This window comes from Microcoleus sp. BR0-C5 (assembly GCF_036705045.1).
Classification (GTDB): domain Bacteria; phylum Cyanobacteriota; class Cyanobacteriia; order Cyanobacteriales; family Microcoleaceae; genus Microcoleus.
Genome location: NZ_JAUBTR010000092.1, coordinates 1 through 22,814, shown reverse-complemented (window position 1 = coordinate 22,814; position 22,814 = coordinate 1). Strand labels below are relative to the sequence as shown.

20 protein-coding genes are annotated in these 22,814 nt (G+C 46.5%); 13 read left to right on the top strand and 7 right to left on the bottom strand.

Going from position 1 to position 22,814, the window contains the following annotated elements; translation table 11 throughout:
* Positions 1–183, bottom strand: a 183-nt coding sequence (locus tag QUB08_RS28180; RefSeq protein ID WP_333229109.1) for a hypothetical protein, incomplete at its 3' end; no start/stop codon positions are given.
* 294 nt (positions 184–477) lie between these two features.
* On the bottom strand, positions 478–2,262 hold the full coding sequence (locus tag QUB08_RS28175; RefSeq protein WP_333229107.1) for an efflux RND transporter periplasmic adaptor subunit: 1,785 nt from the start codon (positions 2,260–2,262) through the stop codon (positions 478–480).
* Between the two features lie 143 nt (positions 2,263–2,405).
* On the opposite strand from QUB08_RS28175, the gene QUB08_RS28170 reads away from it, so the two are divergent.
* The 3 genes from QUB08_RS28170 (at position 2,406) to QUB08_RS28160 (ending at position 5,050) form a co-directional block, all read left to right on the top strand.
* Positions 2,406–2,546 (top strand): hypothetical protein, encoded by a 141-nt coding sequence (locus QUB08_RS28170; RefSeq protein ID WP_333229105.1) that lies wholly within the window; start codon positions 2,406–2,408, stop codon positions 2,544–2,546.
* A 205-nt stretch (positions 2,547–2,751) separates the two neighbouring features.
* Complete coding sequence (locus tag QUB08_RS28165; protein WP_333229103.1) at positions 2,752–3,885, top strand: AI-2E family transporter; 1,134 nt, start codon at positions 2,752–2,754, stop codon at positions 3,883–3,885.
* A gap of 97 nt (positions 3,886–3,982) precedes the next feature.
* The gene (locus QUB08_RS28160; RefSeq protein ID WP_333229102.1) at positions 3,983–5,050 is read left to right on the top strand and encodes an ABC transporter permease; all 1,068 of its coding nucleotides are present in this window, start codon (positions 3,983–3,985) and stop codon (positions 5,048–5,050) included.
* A gap of 481 nt (positions 5,051–5,531) precedes the next feature.
* Here the strand turns inward: QUB08_RS28160 and QUB08_RS28155 are convergent, their stop codons facing one another.
* Both QUB08_RS28155 and QUB08_RS28150 read right to left on the bottom strand, forming a co-directional pair.
* Positions 5,532–8,939 carry a PAS domain S-box protein gene (locus QUB08_RS28155; protein WP_333229100.1) on the bottom strand — a complete coding sequence of 1,136 codons (3,408 nt, stop codon included), beginning with the start codon at positions 8,937–8,939 and terminating at the stop codon, positions 5,532–5,534.
* A gap of 299 nt (positions 8,940–9,238) precedes the next feature.
* On the bottom strand, positions 9,239–9,376 hold the full coding sequence (locus QUB08_RS28150; protein ID WP_333150657.1) for a hypothetical protein: 138 nt from the start codon (positions 9,374–9,376) through the stop codon (positions 9,239–9,241).
* A 316-nt stretch (positions 9,377–9,692) separates the two neighbouring features.
* Between QUB08_RS28150 and QUB08_RS28145 the strand changes: the two genes are divergently transcribed.
* Positions 9,693–10,037: a hypothetical protein gene (locus tag QUB08_RS28145; RefSeq protein WP_333229099.1), complete on the top strand. Its 345-nt coding sequence runs from the start codon at positions 9,693–9,695 to the stop codon at positions 10,035–10,037.
* Positions 10,038–10,087: 50 nt separating this feature from the next.
* Here the strand turns inward: QUB08_RS28145 and QUB08_RS28140 are convergent, their stop codons facing one another.
* Positions 10,088–10,219: a hypothetical protein gene (locus QUB08_RS28140; RefSeq protein WP_333229097.1), complete on the bottom strand. Its 132-nt coding sequence runs from the start codon at positions 10,217–10,219 to the stop codon at positions 10,088–10,090.
* 206 nt (positions 10,220–10,425) lie between these two features.
* Here QUB08_RS28140 and QUB08_RS28135 point away from each other — a divergent pair, with 206 nt between their 5' ends.
* The 6 genes from QUB08_RS28135 to QUB08_RS28110 all read left to right on the top strand — a co-directional run bounded on the left by QUB08_RS28135 (position 10,426) and on the right by QUB08_RS28110 (position 16,113).
* The gene (locus QUB08_RS28135) at positions 10,426–11,451 is read left to right on the top strand and encodes an ABC transporter permease (RefSeq protein ID WP_333229095.1); all 1,026 of its coding nucleotides are present in this window, start codon (positions 10,426–10,428) and stop codon (positions 11,449–11,451) included.
* Positions 11,429–11,596, top strand: a complete 168-nt coding sequence (locus QUB08_RS28130) for a hypothetical protein (RefSeq protein WP_333229111.1) — start codon at positions 11,429–11,431, stop codon at positions 11,594–11,596. The genes QUB08_RS28135 and QUB08_RS28130 overlap by 23 nt, the downstream gene beginning before the upstream one ends.
* Positions 11,597–11,659: 63 nt before the next feature.
* Positions 11,660–12,358: a hypothetical protein gene (locus tag QUB08_RS28125; protein WP_333229093.1), complete on the top strand. Its 699-nt coding sequence runs from the start codon at positions 11,660–11,662 to the stop codon at positions 12,356–12,358.
* Positions 12,359–12,859: 501 nt separating this feature from the next.
* Positions 12,860–13,903: a hypothetical protein gene (locus tag QUB08_RS28120; protein ID WP_333229092.1), complete on the top strand. Its 1,044-nt coding sequence runs from the start codon at positions 12,860–12,862 to the stop codon at positions 13,901–13,903.
* A 273-nt stretch (positions 13,904–14,176) separates the two neighbouring features.
* A complete protein-coding gene (locus tag QUB08_RS28115) occupies positions 14,177–14,950 on the top strand; it encodes an ABC transporter permease (protein WP_333229090.1) in 774 nt (257 codons plus the stop codon).
* Positions 14,951–15,213: 263 nt separating this feature from the next.
* Entirely contained in the window at positions 15,214–16,113 is a 900-nt protein-coding gene (locus tag QUB08_RS28110) for an ABC transporter ATP-binding protein (RefSeq protein ID WP_333229088.1), read from the top strand.
* Between the two features lie 127 nt (positions 16,114–16,240).
* Here the strand turns inward: QUB08_RS28110 and QUB08_RS28105 are convergent, their stop codons facing one another.
* Positions 16,241–17,200, bottom strand: coding sequence for a GNAT family N-acetyltransferase (locus tag QUB08_RS28105; protein ID WP_333229087.1), 960 nt, complete (start codon positions 17,198–17,200; stop codon positions 16,241–16,243).
* Positions 17,201–17,949: 749 nt separating this feature from the next.
* Here QUB08_RS28105 and pap point away from each other — a divergent pair.
* Complete coding sequence (gene pap / locus QUB08_RS28100; RefSeq protein WP_333229085.1) at positions 17,950–19,437, top strand: polyphosphate:AMP phosphotransferase; 1,488 nt, start codon at positions 17,950–17,952, stop codon at positions 19,435–19,437.
* A gap of 355 nt (positions 19,438–19,792) precedes the next feature.
* Entirely contained in the window at positions 19,793–20,788 is a 996-nt protein-coding gene (locus tag QUB08_RS28095) for a YdcF family protein (RefSeq protein ID WP_333229083.1), read from the top strand.
* On the opposite strand, the gene QUB08_RS28090 is transcribed toward QUB08_RS28095, so the two are convergent.
* Positions 20,785–21,129 (bottom strand): hypothetical protein, encoded by a 345-nt coding sequence (locus QUB08_RS28090; RefSeq protein ID WP_333054272.1) that lies wholly within the window; start codon positions 21,127–21,129, stop codon positions 20,785–20,787. The two genes, QUB08_RS28095 and QUB08_RS28090, sit on opposite strands and share 4 nt — an antisense overlap.
* A 449-nt stretch (positions 21,130–21,578) precedes the next feature.
* Between QUB08_RS28090 and glsA the strand changes: the two genes are divergently transcribed.
* Complete coding sequence (gene glsA / locus QUB08_RS28085) at positions 21,579–22,505, top strand: glutaminase A (protein ID WP_333229082.1); 927 nt, start codon at positions 21,579–21,581, stop codon at positions 22,503–22,505.
* Positions 22,506–22,814: the final 309 nt, after the last annotated feature.

Below are 22,814 nucleotides of genomic sequence, written 5' to 3'. Positions count from 1 at the left end.
CTGTTGACTGTTGACTGTTGACTGTTGACTGTTGACTGTTGACTGTTGACTGTTGACTGTTGACTGTTGACTGTTGATTGTTGATTGTTGATTGTGAGTCAAAAAACTGAAAATTGCGCGAATTATTTGTTGGCAGCTTGATTCGACTTTACGCGCGACGATGAAGCGCGGATTTGATATCATTCCCGCGCAGCCGGAATTGATATTATTTCTAATCTTATCTCCCGATCGGATATCGTTTCCGGTTGTATCACAATCATAAAATCGAGTCAACAGTTAACACTCAACCATTAAGTTTTTCCACCCCTCCTTCAACAGTCAACAGTCAAAAATAATTGATATTATTTCTAATCTTATCTCCTCATCTGATATCGTTTCCGGTTGCATCACAATCATAAAATCGAGTCAACCGTCAACAGTCAACCGTCAACAGTCAACAGTCAATAATGATAACGAGTGCAACCGGAAGCGATATAACTATTTACCAACCTTAACCTCAGCGCCATCCTTAAGAAAACCAGCCCCAGTAACAACCACCCGATCGCCCGCCTTCAAACCCTTTTTAACCACCACCTTAGCAGCAGTCAAATCGCCCACAGCACCCCCGGAAATTTCCCCAATTTCCACAGGTTGAGCCTGCACCTTGTCCGCGCCGACAAGTTTATAAACAAGAGAACTGCCATCAGGTTGCGGCAAAATAGCTTTAGCGGGGACTTTCAAACCTTGAGCCGTTGCCGTCGAAATGGATGCGCGCAAAAACATTCCCGATCGCAAAAACTCGCTTGCCGGCAAATCAATCTTCACCGTAGCTTGCCGATTTTGCGGGTCAACTACCGGCGAAATCTCTCGCACAGTTCCTGACAACTTAATCCGCTTGTCAGAATCCGAAGAAATTTGCACTGCTGTTCCCGGCCGCACTTGCGAAAGCTGAGTTTCCGGCACTTTTAATTGCAGTTCCAGCTTGTTTCCCCGAATAATCGAAAATAGTTTTTGACTTCCCGAAGAAACATCGCCAACTCGACCAATTCTTTCAGCCACAGTGCCACTATCCGGCGCTCGAACAATTGTTTGTTCTAGTTGAGTTTGTAACTGTTTGACTTGTGCATCATTGCTGCGGACACTTGCTGCGTTATTTCCCACATTTGCTCTGGCACTGCTGACACTCGCTCCGGCCGTATTCACTTTAGCACGAGCGCTGGCGAGGGCTGCTCTAGCTGTACTGATATTAGCTTCTGCAGTAGCTACTTTAGCAAGAGAAGATTGCACTTCTTCCGCTGCTTTATTCTGTTCTTGCAAAGCTGTATTCAAGTCAGCTTTAGCTTTGTTCAAGTCTTGAACAGCAGTCTGCCGCTCTGTCTTGCGTCTTTCTAAATCTTGCCGACTAATTACTCCCTGGGTCGCCAAATCTTGGGTGCGATTTACTTCTCTTTGAGCTTGATCTAATTTAGCCTGGGCGGAGGCAATGCCGGCTTTAGCTTGAGTGACACCGGCTTTAGCTTGTTCCACACCGGCCCTTGCCTGCCCGACGCCTGTTTGGGCTTGCGCTGCGTCAGCGATGGCTTTTTCAACGCCAGCTTGGGCTTGAGCAACGCCAGCTTGGGCTTCTTGTTGGGCTGACTGAGCTTGCTGTACCTGAGCTTCGGCTTGTTCTACCGTAGAATTGGCCGATTGTACTCCCGCAAGCGCTTCGGCAATTTGCGATCGTAGCACCGAATCGTCCAAAACCGCCATCGTCTGACCTTTTTCTACCGCATCTCCCTCGGCCACCAACACCTGCTTGATTTGCAAACCGTTGGCCTGTGGCAGCACTGGCAGCAAGTCATAGGCTGCCACGGTGCCCGTCGCTTCCAGAGTTTCACCCACCTGGGCAGATTCCACAGGCGCCACTGTCACCGTCGGAGCCGCCGCCTGCTGGTTTACCGGTGGAATTGGAGCGGCAGGACGCGAACTCTGGCCCCCAGTCAATTTTACTGCTAGCAACGTTGCAGCCACGCCAACCCCTGCGCCCGCCAACAAGGCAGGCCACCTGATTTCTTTGCGGGGCCCAACTTCAGTTGCTTCTGGTTCCCAAACTTGTTCCCCCTCGATTTCTGGAACTTCCAGCGCCACTTCTCGTTCATCATCCTCACCGGAGAATTGCCAGCGAGAGTTGTCTGAGACTTCACTTTCAGCTACATCCACTGCTGAGTTCCTGTCGTACCCGCTCTCGACGGGGGGAAGGGGTTGCTTTTCTTCCGCTTCTGAAAAAACTTGATTGGTCACGGTAGTTCCTCTCGCCGCTATTAGCCTTTGGTTTTTTTATTGTAAAGAAAGATTGCGATTTTTATATTGGATTCATTTTAGCGGATAGCCTCAGCAATCCCGCGTCCCCCTTTTGGGTGAGTGTGGCGCCATTTCACCTTACAATGGCGAATAGATCGGAGTTTGTGCGATCGACATTTAATTTGATCTGCGTGCGGGGCATACTGAATATTAGCGCGATGGGCGATCGGGCTGGCATTGTCTCTCCCCAAGTGGCTTGGCCGTCACCTATCTATGAATGCTGAGAAAAGTCAGTCTAATATTGAACTGAATTATAGCGGTTCTCAGGAAAGTAAGGTACTCTTCCTGTTTGGCCAATGCCCTGTTTGGCCAAGAACACCTCATGTTACTGAGAAAGGCTATATTCCTAATCTATACTATCATGTGTTTACTGTATAATACGGCACATATGCTGAAAAAATTGTGCCACTTTATTTAAAAAAAATCAAAATGAATAGTCTTTTTTCTCCCCTCCAACAGTTTCTAATTACTTGGCTGCTAGTGCTAGTGACGGGATGGTTTACCCTGACTGCTGTCAGTTATGTTGGGGAACTGGTCAGCATTTTAGTAACAGCGGGACTCATTGCATTTTTATTAAATTATGCAGTAAAAAGACTGCAAGTATTTTTGCCCAGGGGAGTAGCTGCAGGGCTGGTTTATTTAACTGCAGGTGTGATAGTAGTAGTAATCGGTTTAACGATTGTGCCGCCGGTGTTCAGCCAAGCGAGGCAGTTGGGGGTGAGGTTCCCGGAATTGCTGGAGTCGGGGCGGCTGCAGCTAAGTGAATTTCAAGCCTGGAGTGCCGAGCGCAATTTACCGTTTGACGTGCAAATATTGGAGCAGCAACTGTCAGCTAGAGTGCAAGGACAAGTCCAGGCGATCGCCGGTACGGGTTTAGGCTTAGTTGTAGGTACTGTTAACTGGTTTTTGGACTTAATTTTTATTGTGGTAATTTCCTTTTATATGCTCCTAGACGGGCAAAGAGTGTGGCAGGGTTTGACCAGCATTTTTTCCCCAGACATTCGCTATGTTTTAACAGAGACTTTGCAGCGCAACCTCCAGCGATTTGTATCGGGACAGTTATTGCTGGGACTATTTATGGCCATCTCGCTAACTCTGGCTTTTTGGTGGCTGCAAGTTCCGTTTTTTCTGTTGTTTGCCGTGTTTATAGGATTGACGGAAATTATTCCGTTTATTGGAGCAACTTTGGGAATTGGCACTGTTAGTATAATTGTAGCGTTTATTGATTGGTGGCTGGCGCTGCAAGTGTTGGTAGTCGCGATCGGTCTCCAGCAAATCAAGGATAATTTAGTAGCTCCCCGAATTATGGGCAATCTCACCGGATTAAGCCCGGTAGTTATTTTCACAGCTTTGCTGTTAGGAGGTAGAGTAGGAGGATTGTTGGGAGTTATCCTGGCAATTCCGCTCACGGGAGTAGTAAAAAGTATAGTAGAAATTGTACTCAATCCCAAATTGCCACCCCAAACAGGCTCGTTTTTCTACAATCCTTTTAGCGGCGAGGAATTAGGGAAAATACCCGAAGATGAAACTAGAATAATCTTGGTCGCAGATGAACAAAAATAGCAGGTACACACTGTGCATTTTACTTGCGTAAGTCCTGTAATTAGTCAACAGTCAACAGTCAACAGTCAACAGTCAACAATTACCAATTTCAAAACTTATGAAATGGTTGCAAAATCTTAGAAAAAATCCTCTAGCTCGGTTGGGAGCAGTGCTACTGTTAATTTTTTATACAGTCGCACTTTTTGCCGAATTTGTGGCCCCTTACGACCCCTACGATTCTCAATTAAACGGTTCATTATTGCCGCCGACTCAGATTTATTTAAGCACCCAAGACGGGCGCTTTATCGGGCCACACGTTTATCCGACTACTCAGGGCCCAGTGGATGCAAATACCGGCGCTCGTGAGGTAATTGTAGACTGGCAAAAACCATCTGCGGTCGGTTTTTTTGTCAAAAGTTCCCCCTATAAATTTTTAGGAATTTTGCCATTAGACAGGCATCTTTTTGGCACTACAGGAGAAGGTAAAATTAACATTTTAGGAACGGACGAACAAGCGCGCGATCAATTCAGCCGCTTAGTACACGGCAGCAGAATTAGCCTCTGCATCGGTTTAGTTGGCATAGCAATTTCTTTCCCATTGGGATTGTTAATCGGAGGCATATCGGGTTATTTCGGCAGTTGGATTGATAGTATTTTAATGCGTTTCGCCGAAGTATTGATGACGATTCCTGGTCTTTATTTATTAGTAGCGCTAGCAGCAGTGTTGCCGCCGGGATTGACAAGTGCTCAGCGATTTATATTGATTGTGCTGATTACTTCATTTATCAGTTGGGCGGGTTTGGCGCGGGTAATTCGCGGTCAGGTACTGTCAATCAAACAACGAGAATTCGTGCAAGCGGCGCGGGCAATGGGCGCCAATCCAATTTATATTATTGTCCGCCACGTGTTGCCGCAAACTGCTACTTATGTAATTATTTCTGCTACTTTGGCGGTTCCGGGTTTTATTGTGGCGGAGTCGGTTTTGAGCTTAATTGGCTTGGGAATTCAACAGCCCGATCCTTCTTGGGGGAATTTACTCTCTCTGTCTACTAATGCTTCAATTTTAGTGTTGCAGCCTTGGTTGGTTTGGCCTCCGGCGATACTGATTATTTTGACTGTTTTGGCGTTTAATTTATTGGGGGATGGGTTGCGGGATGCTCTCGATCCGAGAAGCATTCAAAGGTAATTGGTAAGTGGGAATCGGTAATGGGGAATTCAAATATTTGTAGGGGCGGGTTCACCCAAATTTATATCATCAATTCCCCGAACTAAAAAACCCGCCCCCACCCATCGCAGATACTCAAAAACTTGTTCCACAATCAGGGTTAATTGGTTTGGTGGGGGCGGGTTCACCCAAATTTATATCATCAATTCCCCGAACTAAAAAACCCGCCCCCACCCATCGTAGATACTCAAAAACTTGTTCCACAATCAGGGTTAATTGGTTTGGTGGGGGCGGGTTCACCCAAATTTATATCATCAATTCCCCGAACTAAAAAACCCGCCCCCACACATCGCAGATACTCAAAAACTTGTTCCACAATCAGGGTTAATTGGTTTGGTGGGGGCGGGTTTATTAATATTTTGGATGTGAACCAAAGATTGTTGGTGAACCCGCCCCTACGAGATTTGGTAATACAAGGATAGCTCAAAAATACCAATATTAGTTAAGGATTAACAGGTAAGCAAATGGTAAAAGTAGAACCCACACCCTCCTGACTTTTTACTGAAATATTGCCGCCCATCATTAGGCAAAAACGCTGGCTAATTGCTAGTCCCAAACCTGTGCCGCCGTACTTGCGGGTGGTGGAAGCGTCTGCTTGGGTAAAGGGTTGGAAAATGTGCTGCAACTGGTCTGAATTCATCCCAATTCCTGTATCTGTACAATTAAAAACTAAAAATTCTTTACTAGCAATTGAAGATTGAGAATGGACCGCAGGTTCAGAAGTATTTTCTTGTCTATATTCGCTACTTTCATCGGCAATTTTTTCTCGGCTGGCTGTGAGGATAATTGTACCGTTTTGAGTGAATTTGGCGGCATTGCTCAGCAAATTTAATAAAATCTGCTGCACTTTGGTAATGTCACCGTGCATAGTGCCGATATTCGTAATTTTATCCAAGTTTAGAGTGTTGCCGTTCTTTTCAATTAGCGGTGCGGCGGTGGAGGCGACTTCTTCAATCAAGGCGGCGATGTCGAAGGTTTCTAAGTAAAGATCCATGCGGCCGGCTTCGATTTTAGAAATGTCGAGAATGTCGTTAATTAGCGATAGCAAGTGTCTGCCGGAAGTGCGAATTTTGTCTAAATCTGGGGTGAGTTCATTGTAGCCCAATTCTGCGGTTTCTTCTTGGAGCATTTCGCTGTAACCGATGATGGCATTCAGAGGTGTTCGCAGTTCGTGGCTCATGTTTGCCAAAAATGCGCTTTTTGCGGTGGAAGCGGCTTCGGCTGCTTCTAGGGCGAGTTGCAAGGCGGATTCAAAGACTTTGCGATCGCTAATATCCTCGACGCTGCCTTCATAGTAGAGTACCTCGCCGCTGGCGTCGCACACTGCACGCGCGCTTTCGGAAATCCAAATTACCTTGCCGTCAACGCGGTAAACTTCTGACTCAAACCCCGAAACTTCTCCGAATTCTTCCATCACTCGCATAAACTTGTCGCCTTGCTGAGGATTGACGTAAGCTTGCTGTTTGATGTTGGTGAGATTTGATGTCAATTCTTCGGGAGTGGCGTAGCCATAGATGCGGGCTAAAGCTGGATTTACGCTCAAGAAGCGGCCTTCGGGGGTTCTTTGAAAAATGCCTTCGACGGCATTTTCAAAGATGCTACGATATTTTTGTTCTGCTTGACGCAAAGCGCTTTGTGTACGATCGCGATCGCTGGCTTCGATCGCCAATGATACCAAATCTGCGAGGGAAGCAGCAAAATTTTGTTCTTCTAATGTCCAGTTGCGAGGAGTTCCCACTTGTTCGATACAGATGACTCCGACTGTTTGTCCGCCGAGTCGAATCGGCGCATCTAAAGTTGATGTGGTGCCGATGAGTGCAAAGTAAGATGTCACAAATTCTCTGGTTCTACTATCTGAGAGAGCGTCATCTGCTGCGATCGTCCGGTGTTCTTCCAAAGCTTTAAAATAAGCTGGATAGTCTGCTGCTGCGAGTTCGGCACCCGCTTCATGCTGTTGGGTGCTGCGACTAAATTGGTCGAGACATTGCAGTTTTGATCGGCTTTCATCGTACAACCACGCTCCGGCTCGTTCTGCATCTAGGGTATGAGCGGCCGCTTCGGTGATTTGCCTCAAAGCTACTTGCAAATCGCCTCGATATAGCGCTTTATTTCTTGCCAATTCTACCAAAACCGTATTTTGTTTGAGCAATTGTTTTTGCCTTTGGCGTCGCGCGGATTCGGCTCGCTTCTGTTCGGTAATGTCGCGGGCTACCACAATGACGGATTGTTCTGAAAGCGGTGAAATGCTGGCGGCAAAACAAACTTCGCGGTCGTCAATGGTTAAATCGTACTCGATGCTGACAGTTTGCTGAGTATCTAAAGCTGCTCGGATGTGGTTGAGAAAATTGTCTGATGTAGCTTGCGGAAACACCTCTGTGACTGTTTTGCCAACTAATTCTTCGATTGGTTTGTAGAGCAGAGAAAGATTTGTGGGCGCGATTTTTAAATAGCGACCGCTGGCGTCCAGAACTATAATTAATTCGTTCATAGCTGCAAACAAAGCCCGTAATTCTGCTTCTGCGGCTTCGAGTTCGGCAGTCCGCTCTGCTACTCGCTGTTCTAAACTAGAGTTGGTTTGTTCTAGGGCAACAAAAGACGATCGCAATTGTCGGGCCATTTGGTTGAAAGACTGAGCTAGAAGGCCGAGTTCTTTGACTCCTTGAACTTCAACTTCGCCGTCTAATTCTGCGGAGGTGAAGTCGGATGATTCGGACATTTTTGTTAAAGCTTTGGAAGCTTGCAACAATCGGGTAATCGGTTTGACAACCCAGCGAGAGGTAAAAATTCCGAGTGCGATCGCCACTACGAAGGCAAAAAAGCACAATAAGATAGTTGTGCGAGTGTTAGCGTTAATTTGCTCCATAAAGTCGGCTTCCGGGATTGCGACTACAATCAGCCAATCGAGGCCGCGGCCGTCTTGCAGGGGAGCAACAGTAATGAATTGACGTTTGCCGTCTATCTCGAAGGTAAACTGTCCTTTGCTGTCAATTTGTTCAAAACTACCAAATCGTTGTTGCAAGTATGTGGAAGCCGATCGAATTAGCAAATTTTTGCTCTGTGTCGCCAACAGCCGTTCTTGTCCGTCTTGGCCGGTGACAAAGGGCAATTCGTCTGTGGAACTGGCGACTATTTTCCCGCTGCGTTCGATCGCAAAAACTTGTCCTGACGGGCTAATTTTGATGCTTTTGAGAAAATCGCTGATTTGAGAAAGAGTCAGGTCAATTGCCAGTACCCCCCGCAGGCTGCCCGTTTGGCTGTAGATGGGCATCACCGGCGTAATCCCCAGAACTGGCGAGGCTGCGAAGACGTAGATGGGAGACCAAGTGGCTTTTCCTGACTGTTTGGCAGCTTGGTACCACGGTCTAGTACGGGGGTCATAGGGGACGGTTTGGATTAGCTCAGTGCGATTTCCTTGACTATCTAGGCGATAAATTTCGCGGTTTGGAGCCGTTGATTCGTCTCTGATGTATACTAAATGTTCTGCTTCTCTCTTGAGCAAGAGGAATTTTCCCTGTTCGTCGCCGTAGTAGATGGTTGTATTTCGATCGCTCAGCTTCGTCTGATTCCACAAATAGCGCTCTAAGTTGGGGAAGTCTTCCGGGTCTAAGTTTCCAGAGGCGATCGCAGCAGTATTCATTTGTAGAAATAAATGAGATACATCCCCAAAACTGCGGAAATTTTCTTTGGTTCTAGCTGCGACTTCCAAGCTTAACCTAGTAGCAAGGTCATTGACGGCTTTCTGGCCGTTGCGAAACGAAAGCCATCCAGTCACGCCGACTGCTACGGAGATTTGTACCACCAGCGGTATCAACAAGACTAGGCTTAGTGACATCTTGGGCGAGCTTTTCATCACACAACTGCTCAGACTTTTCAATAACATAAATATTGTGACACCTACCAGGTTTGTGTATCGTTTGTCGCTTAAACTGAAATGTTGCACCATTCTCAATAAGCTTTTTATGAACAGGCTGGACGGCCTGTTCTGTCAAAGAGTGAATTTTCTGGTGGAACAGGCCGTCCAGCCTGTTAAGCGAGAATGGTGCAATATCTCAGTTAAAATCACCCTCGATATAAGTTACAACGTTGTACATACATAGTGAAGTGCAGTGGCCGACTGCTCAAAACGGGGCTGAGGTTTCCACCGCTACTCTAAAAACTTGTAATATTAATCATGCCACTACTTGCCTGAATGTGGCGATCGCTCTGCAGACTCCCGATAAAAAAGCCACAGCCCGTAAAAAAAGCAACTTTAGGCCCGTGTTCCCCACCCTGGTTGTCATCAGTCATTGCCAATTATTCAATTTTTTAATCTAAACTTTTTAATCTAAAATAAGCTCACTTTCTCCTGGTGGGTATTCTCTTCCTTACGCCTGGTTAATAAAAATTTGATTTTAATTTTTTCTACAGTGCCAGGACAAATGTAAACTCTGTGACAATCTAGTGTTAAAAAATTTGCTATTAATAAGATAAGCCGCCAAAATCCAGATCGACTACAAAGAGGATAATTGAAGCATCTGCATTTCATCAACGCCAGCAAAGTAAAGCGTTTTTGGCGTTTTTGGACGATCAATATTTTGGCAAAATAATACTTCTGGAGGATGACATGAACTATACATTTGAAATCCTGGGCGTATCTCCAACTTTAACATTTTTTAACCAGCAGCAGGAATTGCTGCAACAAAAGCAGCCGTCGGGTGTAGAATACTTGGCAAACCGGAAGTGCACTCTCGATGCGTTTGTGGCATCCGTAGAGACAGTTTCTCCTAACCGCGGCTGGGATGTCGATCGAGTTGTAGACACCGTGATTAGTTTCTGGATGAACAACTCGGATAGCATCCAGTATTGGAGAAACAGGCTGCAGGATGCCGGCAGCGAAAACTTGTTAGTAGCCAGAGTAGGCGATATCAAGTCTTTGCAAGCTGCATTTGAATCGCTGCTAGGCGAATAAGAAAATCGCCAATTGCGAAAAAGTCGATCGACTTTTTCGCAAAAATCAACTCAACTGTCTATTCGCAATTCCCAATTCCCCTGATTGGCGGCACGGAAGTCGCAGATATAAAATATCTGTTTCTTCCAGCTTCTACCTTCCATCTGCCTGATGCCTTCTACCAATTTAATGTGAAGTTGCACATATCTCGCTCCCCCTAAATCTCCCTTCATAAGGGGAGTAGGGGTTGACTTCGATCAGCATCTTGTCCCCCCCTTTGTAGGGGCGGTGCTAAGAGTGCCCGCCCTCTTGGCTAGGGGGGATCTAGATAGGTGCAGCCTCATAAAAAATTGGTATTCAACATCTGGCTAATGACTAATGACTTCGCAATTGGCAATTCCCAAATATTATGTCTCGTTCCAAAGCCCTGCAATCTTATATTTTTGTCCGCTTGCTCCTCGCACCGCTAATGTTGTGGACAATCACCACAGCAGTATTTTTATTGTTGCGGGCCACTCCAGGCGACCCCATAGATGCCATTCTCGGCTCACGAGCTCCCGCAGCAGCCAAAGAAGCAATGCGAACTCAACTCGGCCTCGACGCACCCTTGTGGGAGCAATATCTCAACTACATGAAAGACTTATTCAGTCTGAACTTGGGAACCTCAATCACCACTCGCGGACAAACCGTGTGGCAAATTATCGGAGATTATTTCCCCGCTACAGTGGAATTAGCAGTTTGTAGCATGGCCATAGCTTTAATTGTCGGCATCAGTATCGGTTCCCTGGCAGCATCTCGCCCCAACACTATTTTCGATGCAGCAGGCCGTTTGTTTGGCATTATCACTTACTCGCTGCCCGCTTTTTGGGCCGGCATGGTTTTGCAGTTGATTTTCGCGGTGCAGTTGGGATGGTTTCCCTTGGGAACTCGCTTTCCCGTCACATTCCCCGCCCCCGAAGGCTACACAGGACTATACACTATTGACAGTCTCCTGAGCGCTAACCCTGGTCAGTTTCTCACATCTTTGCATTATTTGGCACTTCCGAGTTTGACGTTGGGGATTCTTTTGAGCGGCATTTTTGAGCGCATTGTCAGAGTGAATCTCAAGCAAACTTTGCAAGCAGATTATGTCGAAGCAGCTAGAGCTAGAGGCATTCCCGAATTGCAGATTTTATGGGCTCACGCTCTGAAAAATGCACTAATTCCGGTGATTACTGTCTTAGGATTGACTTTTGCTGCACTGTTGGGCGGTGCGATTTTAACAGAGGTTACTTTTTCTTGGCCGGGCTTGGCAAATCGCCTTTATGAAGCGATTAGCTTGCGGGATTATCCAACAGTTCAAGGTATTGTGGTGTTTTTTGCAGCAATTGTCGTAATTGCCAGCATTGTAATTGATATTTTGAATGCTTACATTGACCCGCGAATTCGGTACTAAAAATCTTAAGGAAGAAGGGCAACGGATGCGCGACTGTGGCACTATTGGCTTTTTCTATCTGTACTTTCTGCGTTCGCGAGATGTTTTAGCCTGGGGTGGCCCTGTAGAAGCAGTTGTCAAAAAGATCGATCGGCTTTTAGAGTGACGACACTTGGCATTGTATGGGCAATACTGGAGAAAATAAACTTTAACATTTGAGGAAACGCTGATGAGATTATTGCGAACGATCGCCGCTCTATCGGCGGCCTTGACCCCACTGATGGCTGAAGCTGCCTTTAGCCGTCCTATGCCGGGAACAGCCGATTTTCCCAGAGCCTCAAACCCCCAAGTAAATGTGCCGGTTTGCTTGATCGAAACTCCTGGGGGCATAACTTTTGATTTAGTCAGCTTGTGTGGTAGCAATGCTGCTCCCCAAAACCCTGCTCCGGTTGCGGGCAATGCTCCTGCAAATAACCCCAATGGGGCTGCTCCGCCTGCTCCCCCGAACCCCAATGCCATCACCAGAGATGCTGCCGGCACCCCGATAACTACTCCAACAGGCACGGCAAATCCCAACAATCCCAACAATGCCAATCCGGGAACTTCACCCGCAGGTACTCCCAATGCCACTCCGGGAACTTCGCCCGCAGGTACTCCCAATGCCACTCCGGGAACTTCACCGAGTACCAATCCCAATAATCTCAATCCGGGAAGTTCGCCCTATATCACTCCCAATAATCCCAATCTGGGAACTTCGCCGAGTACCAGTCCTAATAATAGTGCGTCTCCCACGGGTGGAACTGCTGGCGACAGCAACAGCGATTTAGTTCCCAATCCCAATCTCAATCTTCCGAGAGTGCCGCCGAGTTCCTTTGGCCCTGGAGGTGTGGCACCGACTAGAGATGCGATTGATGGCCCCCGCCAGTAATCGACGAAGTGTCAGAACTTTCATCACAGAAACCGGGTTTCTCTTAAACCTTCTCTTTTTTAGGGATAGTTCACCCGCGAGAAAGCCGGAATATTTATTTGCCGGGGTAATATTGATGTTAGGTGCGATCGGCATATTTTGTAGCAGAGTAGCGAAATAAAAGTTAAGCTAAGAACTTGTAGACGCTATGGGCCAAGCACTCTTTCAAAACTGGACAACCAGGTAGAATTAGTGAGAGATAGCCAGCTTTAATCCGTAACAGGATTAGTTATCAGCAAAGGTTAAAGTTATTACCAGGTGGTGTTTGCCAGCTCCAAGTTCTAAAGCTAAGCCATTAAACAGGCATATTTTGGTTAAGCTAGTGTGGTTCGGAAAGTACCGACTATCACATTAGCGAAACGAAATTAACGCGATTACTCGGAGGCTCTTAATGAGCAAAATATGTGTTTTAAATTGCAAGAAAATTCCTCTAAATCCGATCGCACTTGAGGAGGACATCTAGTGTCAAACTTAGTTCAACGCTTAGAAATAACCGCTCATCCGCAACTTGAAAAATCCCTCGGCTATCGAGGAGATAGTCGCTGGGTAGCTTGGCGGTGGGAACCCGACATCGACCAACTTATTTCCAGCGACGGCAAAACAGTCGGCACTGGCAATAATATGGCTTGGCTGGTGTTTTTGCAGCACGATTTAGTCGATCCTGCGGTACAAGAGTACAACCTCGGCGAGGGCGATCGCTACTGGCTGCTTTTAGACACCGAAACTAGAAATCTCTACGTCGGCGAAGGGAAAACTGTTCAAAGTCTGCTCGAACAGCCGGAAAGTTTAGGTTTATTGGCCTGTCTCGATGGTGGCAATGCCGATCGACAAACTGGTGAAACTTGGCAGCAAACGCTATCTCAACTAACAGCCAAACCAGTTGTTCGCAACCTCACAAATGCCCTTCCTTTCGGTATCGCGGCCGCTTTGATAGGTGCTTTAGGCATCGGAACCGGATTGTGGGTAGTGCCGGCGGTGCAGCAGAAACTAGCCGAAAAAACAGCTTTTGTTTCCCCAATTAGTTCTGCCGCCAACTGCGGGCTTGGCGGTTCCGACGATTTTTCAGCTTATATCGGTTCCTCCAGCGGAAACAAAGAACTTCACGTAATAGGCGTTTACGAAGCCAATGCGGATCACAAGAACCGAGATTTATCAAAAAGTGCGATTGAAATCAAAGTAGAACGCCGAAACAAGCCCATAATTCTCGCACTTTCAGCTTACGAACCGGTGCAATGGAACATTACCGCAGAACCGGGAGCCGTTATCGAAAAAATCATTGTTAACGGATACCACAACCAAACTGTTTCAGGAGTTTCGGGAATTCCGGTAGAAGAGCACAGCTACGAAGAAACCGGAGACAATCTCGGCGACTTTATCTACAAGTGGGGTGCTACCCCTGACAGTTCCAATACTTCTTCCCTCGTGACTAAATTGGAACAGAGAAACAGCACCAGTTTAACTTCCTTTCAAGGATGCTACAGAGGTAAGAACTTTAGTATTAATTGAGAGCAGCGACAGAGGGCGACAAGTTATACAATTTTCGATTTTCGATTTTCGATTTTTGATTAAAGAATTGGGAATAGCTGATTGGATATAGGTTGGGAACTTGTTACAGTTCCATTCTTGTTTTTAACTGGTGTTAAAACCTATCCCCCTAAAATCACAAAACCCGCGTCGGCGGGTTTTTTATTGAGAGCTAAACTTATTGGCATCTCTATGGTATGATATGCGGTGGCGTCATTACCAATTCCCAATTCTCACAATACTAATAGATTTCTTATGAAATACTGGTACGAAACCCTCGCTGTAGCGCAGCGAATTTTAATTGAATTGGGAAGGCGAAGACGCAGCTTAGTCTTGTGGAGTATTTTTCCAGTTTCTATCTTGCTAATAAACGCTTTGATTTTAAAAGAACGCGCTAATCTTACGACAGCAAAAGCCTTTGAAACTGCTGCACCTGCAAGCTTAGTAGGAGCGGCGTTATTTTTTAGCTGTCTCGGTGGTAGCGTAGCAACGGTAGTCTCAGAACGAGAACAGCACACCCTCAAACGCTTGTTTATTTCCCCGCTGAGCGGCACTTCTTACTTTTTAGGAATTTTTCTGGCTCACAGTTGCATCGGCATCGGTCAGGTAATTTTAGTATATGCGATCGCCTCTTTTTTGGGAGCACAATTTCAAGGCTCTATTCTGTTAGGATGTGCGATTATTCTGCTCAGTATTGTATCTTATGTAGGTGTAGGCTTTATTCTCGGCACCCAGTTTGCGAGGCGCACAGAAGATGTCAACTCGCTAGTAGCAGCTTTCGGCGTTCCTTTGTTGATTTTAGGAGGCGCATTTTTGCCGACTTCACTGTTTCCCAAAAGCCTGCTGGATCTCGCCCAGTACAATCCAATTTATCACATGAACGAAGCGCTGATGGGCGTGTGGGCTGACGGCAAAGATTTGGCTGATATTTCCGAACACTTCTGGTATTTATTCATATTTTCTATTGCCATGATTGCAGGTGGATGGCTTTCTTACCGCAGGATGCTGAGAGTAGAAAGAAGACTTTAAAACTATCTCATTATGTCGTAATATGGTTCAGTTAACACTGCTAATTCCCCGGAGATCCCCCTAAATCCCCCTTAAGAAGGGGGACTTTGAGTAACTTCTTGTCCCCCCCTTTTTAAGGGGGGCTAGGGGGGATCGGTGTTATCTGAACCGTATGGCATTATGTCCTAATTATTCATCTCTCTCTTCTCTTCCTCTTCGCTCTCTGCGGTTTAATCGTTAAGAAACAACCGTAAATATATAAAACAATACGGAGAATTAAAGCAGTGCTGCAAATAGAAAAGCTAAATAAGTCCTATGGCGAGCGTTCAGTGCTTAAAGATTTAACACTGCACATTCAATCTGGAGAAATATACGGTTTGCTTGGGCCAAACGGGGCGGGCAAAACTACAACTATCAATATTTTATGCAATTTGCTAAATGCCGACAGCGGCAAAGTTTCCATCAATGGCGAACCTGTTTCTGACTCTACAAAATCCTTGATCGGTGTAGCGCCCCAAGAAAATTTGCTTTACAAAAGCCTTAGCTGCGAAGAAAATCTAAACTTTTTTGCTCAAATTTACGGCTTAGAGCGCAAACAGCGGCGCTATCAAGTAAGACACTGTTTAAAAGCAGTAAATTTGACAGATAGAGCTACAAGCCCGGTGGAAACTTTGAGCGGAGGAATGCAGCGCCGTTTGAATATTGCGGTGGCTTTGGTACACCAGCCAAAATTAGTAATTTTAGATGAACCGACAACGGGTTTAGATATTGAGGCCCGCTATGAAATTTGGGAGTTAATTCAGCGCTTGCAATCGGAAGGAATTACAATTTTGCTGACAACTCACTTGTTGGATGAAGCTGAGCGGCTGTGTCAGAGAATTGGGATTTTAAAGAATGGCAGTATTGTGGCTGAAGGCAGTTTACAAGAGTTGCAAAAACTGATTCCGGCTCAAGAAATTATCGTGGTAAAAACCGACGAAGAAGCTGAAGTCATCGCCCGCGCTCAAAAATACAGTTTCATCCCCCGCCGCTACGGTAGCGATTTAGCTTTTTGGCTGCCGGAACGTTTAGAATTAAAAGAGATTATTTTGCTGTTCGATGGAATTTCTATTGATTCAATCGCTCGGTATCCGGTGCGGTTAGAACATATTTATGTAGAAGTAACTAAACAAACTGTATCCTAATCCGCGTCCATCCGCGTATATCCGCCCAGTACGCTTCAAAAACGAAAGAAACGGGGTTTTTTACCGAATCTGCCGGCTGTAACGCAGTATTTTCGCAAAAACCCGGTTTCTGACCACCCTAACGAATTTACACTGTCTTAGCCCACTCGATCCAAGTTTCCATCGGGCGGAAACCGACTGATTTGTAAAGCTTTGTCGCCCCTGTCAAACTGTCAGCATCAACGCTGAGTTTAGCTGTGTTTGCACCCGCTGCTTTTAAGGAGTGCAAACCAGCTAATAGCATCGCTTTTCCTAAACCCATTTTCCGAAAGTCGCGCCGCGTACCCAACAATTCAATCCAACCGTCTTTTGTGCCGCTGCGGGCGTTTTTTTGGGGTTTGATTTGACAGTCGCAGAAAGCTGCAAATTTGCAATCGCCCGAAACAGCAATCAAGTCTAATTCCGGCTGATAATTGGCGTCTTGCATCCAATAACGCACGGTTTCCGCAGTTAAATCGTGGTGATTCCAGTGATCGATAAATGACTGGTTGAACATTTCTACCCAAGGTTGGATGTCTTCTTCTCCTGATACGTGTGTCAGCACAAAATCTGCGGGAAATTCGGGTGTTGGTATTGGTTCAGCGAGGGATCGGGCCATTGTCCAAAAATAGCGATCGACCTCAAAGCCCTGTTTTTCTAACAGCCGCATTTCCTCGGTTTGATCCTCACGCCTGTATGTACGCAATTTTGCAGGCAAATTCCGTTCTTTTCCTACTTCGCGCAGCCGCTTTTCCCCCCACTTAATTATGTCTTTTTCCAAACCTGCGCCGCGCACGTTTGGATGCACGTAAAACCAGAGACAAGCGTCGATTTCTGCTGGAGAATCTGGCATATCTAGGAGTGACAAACCGATAAGTTTGTAGTTCCCATCTTCCCATAACTGCACATCGCGGGTTTTGTCTAGTTTTGGTGCATCAAGTATTAGCTTGAGTTCAGTTGCTGAGACTTCTTCGCCGAGTCTATCTACTGCTTCGCAAGCATCGATCAAATTTGCGATCGCGCACCAGTCAGTTTCGCCCTTGTAGGAGCGTGTTGTCAAGATATTCATAGAAAACTTGCAATCCGTAATTTCGGACTGTTCCTCTTAATTGGTATTGGCAAACAAGTACAGTAATTCGGACATTTTGCACAAATGTCAGTAACAGGCAAGATGCCTGTTCCACAAGAGATTTATGTTCTTGTGGGGCGGGTACGCGAACCCGCACGTAAAAAGATTTTAGTTGTTGAGAATAGTGTCGATAAAACTCAGAAACCTGTTTATATCACCCAGGCTTTCAGGTTTTATCTAATTAGGCAATCATAAAAATTGGTTTGCCCGTTCGGGCTAGTTTTGTATGTGAGTTTATGGCTGAATGTCGATGAGTCGCGCTCTCTTTCGTTACCCAGCTTGGTGCTTAAGTAACTACTATTGTTTGAATAAAGTTTCTACAGCTAAGTAAAGAAGTTGTCACCCCCACTGGGTAGTTGATTTTTACTTTTGCTCTGTTTTACAATAAATCCTTGTTCAGGGATTTTTGGCTCCTCTTGTTAACTCGCCCGATCGGGGGAGGGGAGAAGTTGAACTTATTTAAAAGTTACCTATTTCAACTATAACCTGAGCTGTTTTTTTTGGCAAGTTTGAAATCGAGGGATTCTTGCTAGTATTAACGAGGCTGGCATTTGATTGCAGGAGCGCTCCGGCTTTTAACCAGCCGTAACTGTAATTTATATAACGTTTTTCCCTGAATTGATGATTTAATTTTATCCAAACGTTAAACTAACGTTAAACTGTTTTTTACAGATTAATATGAGGTAAATATGCTCGACAACCTCGATTTAGATATTTCCCTGGATAAAGAAACCTATGATGCCAAAATAGAAATTTTAATGCAACAGTTGCGATCGCTCCAACTGGCCTGCAGGGAAAAAAAATTGCCCGCAATCATCGTCCTCGAAGGCTGGGCCGCCGCCGGTAAAGGCGCGCTGGTCAAAAAAATGGTGGGGTACATGGACCCGCGGGGGTTTGCCGTCCACCCGATTTGGCCACCGTCAGATGCAGAAATGGGCTATCCTTTCCTGTGGCGGTTTTGGCAGAAACTCCCCGCCCGCGGCAAAATTGGTTTTTTCTACCACAGTTGGTACACTCATATTCTAGAAGACCGATTGTTCGATCGAGTCTCCGACGCAGAAGTACCGACAGTCATCAGGCAAATCAACACCTTCGAGCGGCAGATGGTTGATGATGGCGCGGCAATTGCCAAATTTTGGATTCACTTGAGCAAAAAAGAGCTCAAGCATCGGCTCAAAAAACTAGAAGACGACGCCTTACAAGCTTGGCGAGTACGACCCGAAGATTGGAAACAAGCCAAAAAATACGAAGAATACACAACTTTTGCCGAAGAAATGGTAGCCCAAACTGGCACGGGCCCCGCACCTTGGACGCTAGTAGAAGGCGATTGTCAGCGGTGGGCGAGAGTCAAAGTTTTAACGCAAATGGCAGCGACAATTACAGAAGCATTAGACAGACTGCCGATGCAATCTGCACCCGTGAAATTGCCACCTCAAGAAAGCTTGCAACCCACCGAACCCGACTTGCTGGCCCAAGTAGATTTAACTCAATCGCTGTCGCCCGACGAATACAAACAGCAACTTCGCGAGGAACAAACCCGTTTTGGCAAACTGCAACAAAGCATCGACGAAGAGGAAATCCCCGTGTTAGTGCTGTTTGAAGGTTGGGACGCCGCCGGTAAAGGAGGAGCCATCAAACGCTTGACGGACATATTAGACCCCCGCAGTTACACCGTTAATGCCTTTGCGGCCCCGACAGATGAAGAAAAAGCGCACCACTACCTGTGGCGGTTCTGGCAGCGGCTGCCAACGGCTGGTAAAATCAGCATTTGCGATCGTAGTTGGTATGGTAGAGTGCTGGTCGAGCGAGTCGAAGGATTTGCCACCGAACCCGAATGGCGCCGAGCTTATCAGGAAATCAACGAATTTGAGGAGCAACTCACCAGTTTCGGTTGTGTCTTAGTTAAATTCTGGCTGCATATCAGTCCTGACGAGCAACTAAAGCGGTTTACAGAGCGGCAAAACAATTCATTTAAACAATACAAACTCACTCCTGAAGATTGGCGAAATCGGGAAAAGTGGAATTATTATGAAGTGGCGGTGAATCAAATGATTCAGCGCACCAGCACGCCGGCTGCTCCCTGGACCCTAATTGCGGCCGATAACAAGTATTATGCTCGTGTTAAAGTAATTCAAACGGTAACGCAGGCAATTCGGAATCAACTGAAGCGCCGATAAATTGGGATTGGTGAATCGGTAACAGGTAATGGGGAAAAAAGTAGGCAGAACAAAGCAGGCTTGAATTGTCAATTCCACCTGCGGCGTGCTCGATCCATTACCAATTACCAATCAACTATTACCAGTTATCAATTACCAATTAACTGTCAGCAATCTGTGACTGGAAGTAGCGGGCTTGCACCCTGCAGCCAATAGTTGATAGCTGACCGGAATCGAGCATCAGGATAAATGCGATTCGGACTGCGGTATTGGCGAAAGTTAAAAACCCACCGATGCCCGTATTTCCTTCCGCACCTAAATTCGCGCTCGTTTCCAAACTTCTGTACTAATTTATGAAGACACAGAATATTGCAAGATGCCAGAACTGTTAGCTCGCATTCTATTTCTATTCCTCCTGTTCTCACTGATCAAATCGTGGTGGGATCAATCAGGAGGTAAAGACAATCCATTATTAGACCGACTGCGCGTTTTGCTGCTGATCAGCCTTTTGATCCTAGCTTTTTTTGCACCAGACACCCCGGTCGGAGCAGCGATTTTCGGGCTCATAGCCTTCTTCTTTAAGCCGCTGGGTTTTTCCATCACTCTGCTGGTGATTGCATCGGCGCTGATCACGAACGGGGGCATCCGCAACCCGGCGCCGAGAATGATCCTGGCAGCGCTGCTAGTTTTGATCCTTTCGAGTATGCCAGTTGTCGCTTACTGGTTCGCCGAGCAAGCAGAACGGGACGCCGCCGCAGCCGTTCGCACAGTTTGCTGCGACGAAACCGCAGCCGCGATCGTCCTGCTGGGCAAGGGAACCACTCAGCCCCACATCCCCAACCGAGTGGCGATTCAACTAACAGATACAGGCAATCGCCTGCCCTATGCAGCCGTTTTGTACCGCCAAAAAGTGGCACCGATGGTCATCGTTACCGCTGGCCCCAGACCAGAGTTGGAGGGTTATGTTGGGGAAGCGAAGGATATCGAGACTTTGCTGGCAAACAACATGGGCGTGCCGCGCAGCAGTATCGTTCTCGACGATAACGGCAGCAACATACGCACCAGCGCCCAAGAGGTGAGAAAGATACTCGACAGCCGTGGCGCCCCGCGCAAAGTAATCCTGGTAACATCTGCGATTCAGATGCGCCGTGCCAGCCTCGCTTTTGCGAATATGGGAATCCAGGTGATTCCGAGGGCTACCGACTTCTACACTTTTCAACCCACTTCAGGAGGGAAATCCAGTAGACTTCGGTTAGACGCGGGAGATTTTTTGCCTAGTGCAGAAGCTTTGGTAACTACGACGCGAGTATTCGATGAATATTTCGGGTCTTTCTATTACTATTTGCGTGGCTGGCAGGCTCCCAGGGCTTAAAGTGGCAAGTTGCTGGTGTTTTTCTTAGGCAACAGCGACTGCTCCCCAGATTGGTTTAACATCTGATGAGAATGAGACCTTTGTGGGGAGCTGTATTTTTTTCTCATTCCGGCGGGATCGCCGACAATCAAGTTTGCCATGAATGCAAACAATACCCAAAAGATAACTGGCTCCCACTCGGATTTTTTGGGCGGTGCTTCTGGGGTTGTGACAGATTCGACGTTGACTTTGATATCTAGTTTGCCTTCAATTTCTTTGCCTTTGAGAACTCCCTCCTTGCACACACCCTTAAAAATCATGGGAGCGGGCTTTGGTGCTTCTGCTTTCGGTTCGTCTGCCATTTTTTTATCCTGGTTTTGGTGAATCCGGTTGGATAGTACATTCTTAAAGGTTCGGGGGTTTTCCGGACAGGATTTCGCGAACTCTGAAAGAATTAAGTTAAATATGCACCCCGCCCCTTGCTGGGGCTTCAACATAAGAATCTGAAGGCATTTCCAGCTAGTGCTGGTTGGTTTTAGATAGCAGCCTTGCCTTGAAGCTGCTACTTATATATCCGGGTGAAGGGAAGATTTTTATGCAAAGTACAGGTTTTTTATGAAAAATTTATTTGCTCCCGACGGGCCCAAAGGTCAATAGCCTGAAGTTCGAGCTTGGTTGAGATCCCCGAAGAAACCCAGTTTCTTCCCGCAGCGGGCCCAAGTTACGCAATTCGGTTAATAAACGGGGTTTATGGCACAATATCGCGCCAAGAATGCCAATCTAAAATTTAAAATAATCGAAATAATCGAGAGTGAAAATATCCACCAGCAAACTATCTGGCCTGCAACCCGAACAACTGGCTGCTTGGGCAAAAGAGGCAATTAATCGCAGTAAATTCGGTCAAATTCCCGCGTACATACCTCTCCTTGCACAAGCAGACAGACAAAGGTTAGCCGTGCAAATTCGGGCAATTGATGGTCAAATTGTGAGCTGGGGTAGCATTGCTCAAACATTCCCGCTGATGAGTGTAGTCAAGCCTTTTGTGCTGCTTTATTTGCTGTGCGAATTGGGCGAAAAAAGGGTATTTGACTGCGTTGGCTGCGAGCCTTCGGAACTGCCTTTCAATTCCCTAACTCAACTCGAAATAGACCAAGGGAAGCCGAGAAACCCGATGATTAATAGCGGGGCGATCGCCCTAGCGTCTTTGATTCCCGGTCAAAATGCTGTGTCGCGCTGTCAAAACTTGCGAACTTGGTTAAATCAACAGGCAAACAGTCAGTTATTTGTTGATGAGTTAATGCTCGATTCAGTGAAGACAAATCCGAATCAAAATAATTGGAATATCGCCTTAAAAATGGTAGAATCTGGTTGTATTCAAAACTCAGAAATTGCTTTAGAAACCTATAATCGCGTTTGCTGTTTGTCGGGAACCGTGGAGGATTTAGCTAAGCTGGGGATGGTTTTGGTAAATAGTGGCGATCGACCAATGGGGGAAAACTGCCGTACTGTCAAAGCGCTGATGGCCACTTGCGGTTTGTATGAAGCATCCGGCCGCTTTGCGCTGCGGGTGGGGTTGCCGGCAAAGTCGGGAGTTAGCGGGGCAATGCTGTCGGTAATTCCGGGCCAGGGGGCGATCGGCTTTTACAGTCCGCCCCTGGATAAAGACGGAAATTCAGTCGCCGGCTTATTTCTGTTAGAAAAAATCGCTAAAACTCTGCGGCTAAGCGTATTTAATTAGATTGGGAATTGGGAATTGGGAATTGGGAATTGGGAAACAATATAATTCCGTAGCGGCGGTTTTTACGACAACAATATCTAATCAGTAAAAACCAGCTTTATAAACCCGCCCCCACACCGCTAATAATGTACATCAACCAACAGGGGCGATCGCCTGAAAAAATGTATATTTCGATTTACCGTGGGGCGGGGGCGGGTTTTTGAGATTATTTGTTTGAGGCGTAGATTGTCGAAAAACCCGCCCCTTGTATCTTAAAAGAGTCAGGCGATAGATCGCTACGTCAGTCAGTTGATCGAGCCGTCAATCAGG

Excerpts from the sequence above, each read along its gene's own strand:
- QUB08_RS28170 (WP_333229105.1), top strand. The coding sequence starts at position 2,406 with ATGGCGAATAGATCGGAGTTTGTGCGATCGACATTTAATTTGATCTGC.
- QUB08_RS28165 (WP_333229103.1), top strand. The coding sequence starts at position 2,752 with ATGAATAGTCTTTTTTCTCCCCTCCAACAGTTTCTAATTACTTGGCTG.
- QUB08_RS28160 (WP_333229102.1), top strand. The coding sequence starts at position 3,983 with ATGAAATGGTTGCAAAATCTTAGAAAAAATCCTCTAGCTCGGTTGGGA.
- QUB08_RS28155 (WP_333229100.1), bottom strand. The coding sequence starts at position 8,939 with ATGAAAAGCTCGCCCAAGATGTCACTAAGCCTAGTCTTGTTGATACCG.
- QUB08_RS28150 (WP_333150657.1), bottom strand. The coding sequence starts at position 9,376 with ATGACTGATGACAACCAGGGTGGGGAACACGGGCCTAAAGTTGCTTTT.
- QUB08_RS28145 (WP_333229099.1), top strand. The coding sequence starts at position 9,693 with ATGAACTATACATTTGAAATCCTGGGCGTATCTCCAACTTTAACATTT.
- QUB08_RS28135 (WP_333229095.1), top strand. The coding sequence starts at position 10,426 with ATGTCTCGTTCCAAAGCCCTGCAATCTTATATTTTTGTCCGCTTGCTC.
- QUB08_RS28125 (WP_333229093.1), top strand. The coding sequence starts at position 11,660 with ATGAGATTATTGCGAACGATCGCCGCTCTATCGGCGGCCTTGACCCCA.
- QUB08_RS28115 (WP_333229090.1), top strand. The coding sequence starts at position 14,177 with ATGAAATACTGGTACGAAACCCTCGCTGTAGCGCAGCGAATTTTAATT.
- QUB08_RS28105 (WP_333229087.1), bottom strand. The coding sequence starts at position 17,200 with ATGAATATCTTGACAACACGCTCCTACAAGGGCGAAACTGACTGGTGC.
- pap (WP_333229085.1), top strand. The coding sequence starts at position 17,950 with ATGCTCGACAACCTCGATTTAGATATTTCCCTGGATAAAGAAACCTAT.
- QUB08_RS28095 (WP_333229083.1), top strand. The coding sequence starts at position 19,793 with ATGCCAGAACTGTTAGCTCGCATTCTATTTCTATTCCTCCTGTTCTCA.
- QUB08_RS28090 (WP_333054272.1), bottom strand. The coding sequence starts at position 21,129 with ATGGCAGACGAACCGAAAGCAGAAGCACCAAAGCCCGCTCCCATGATT.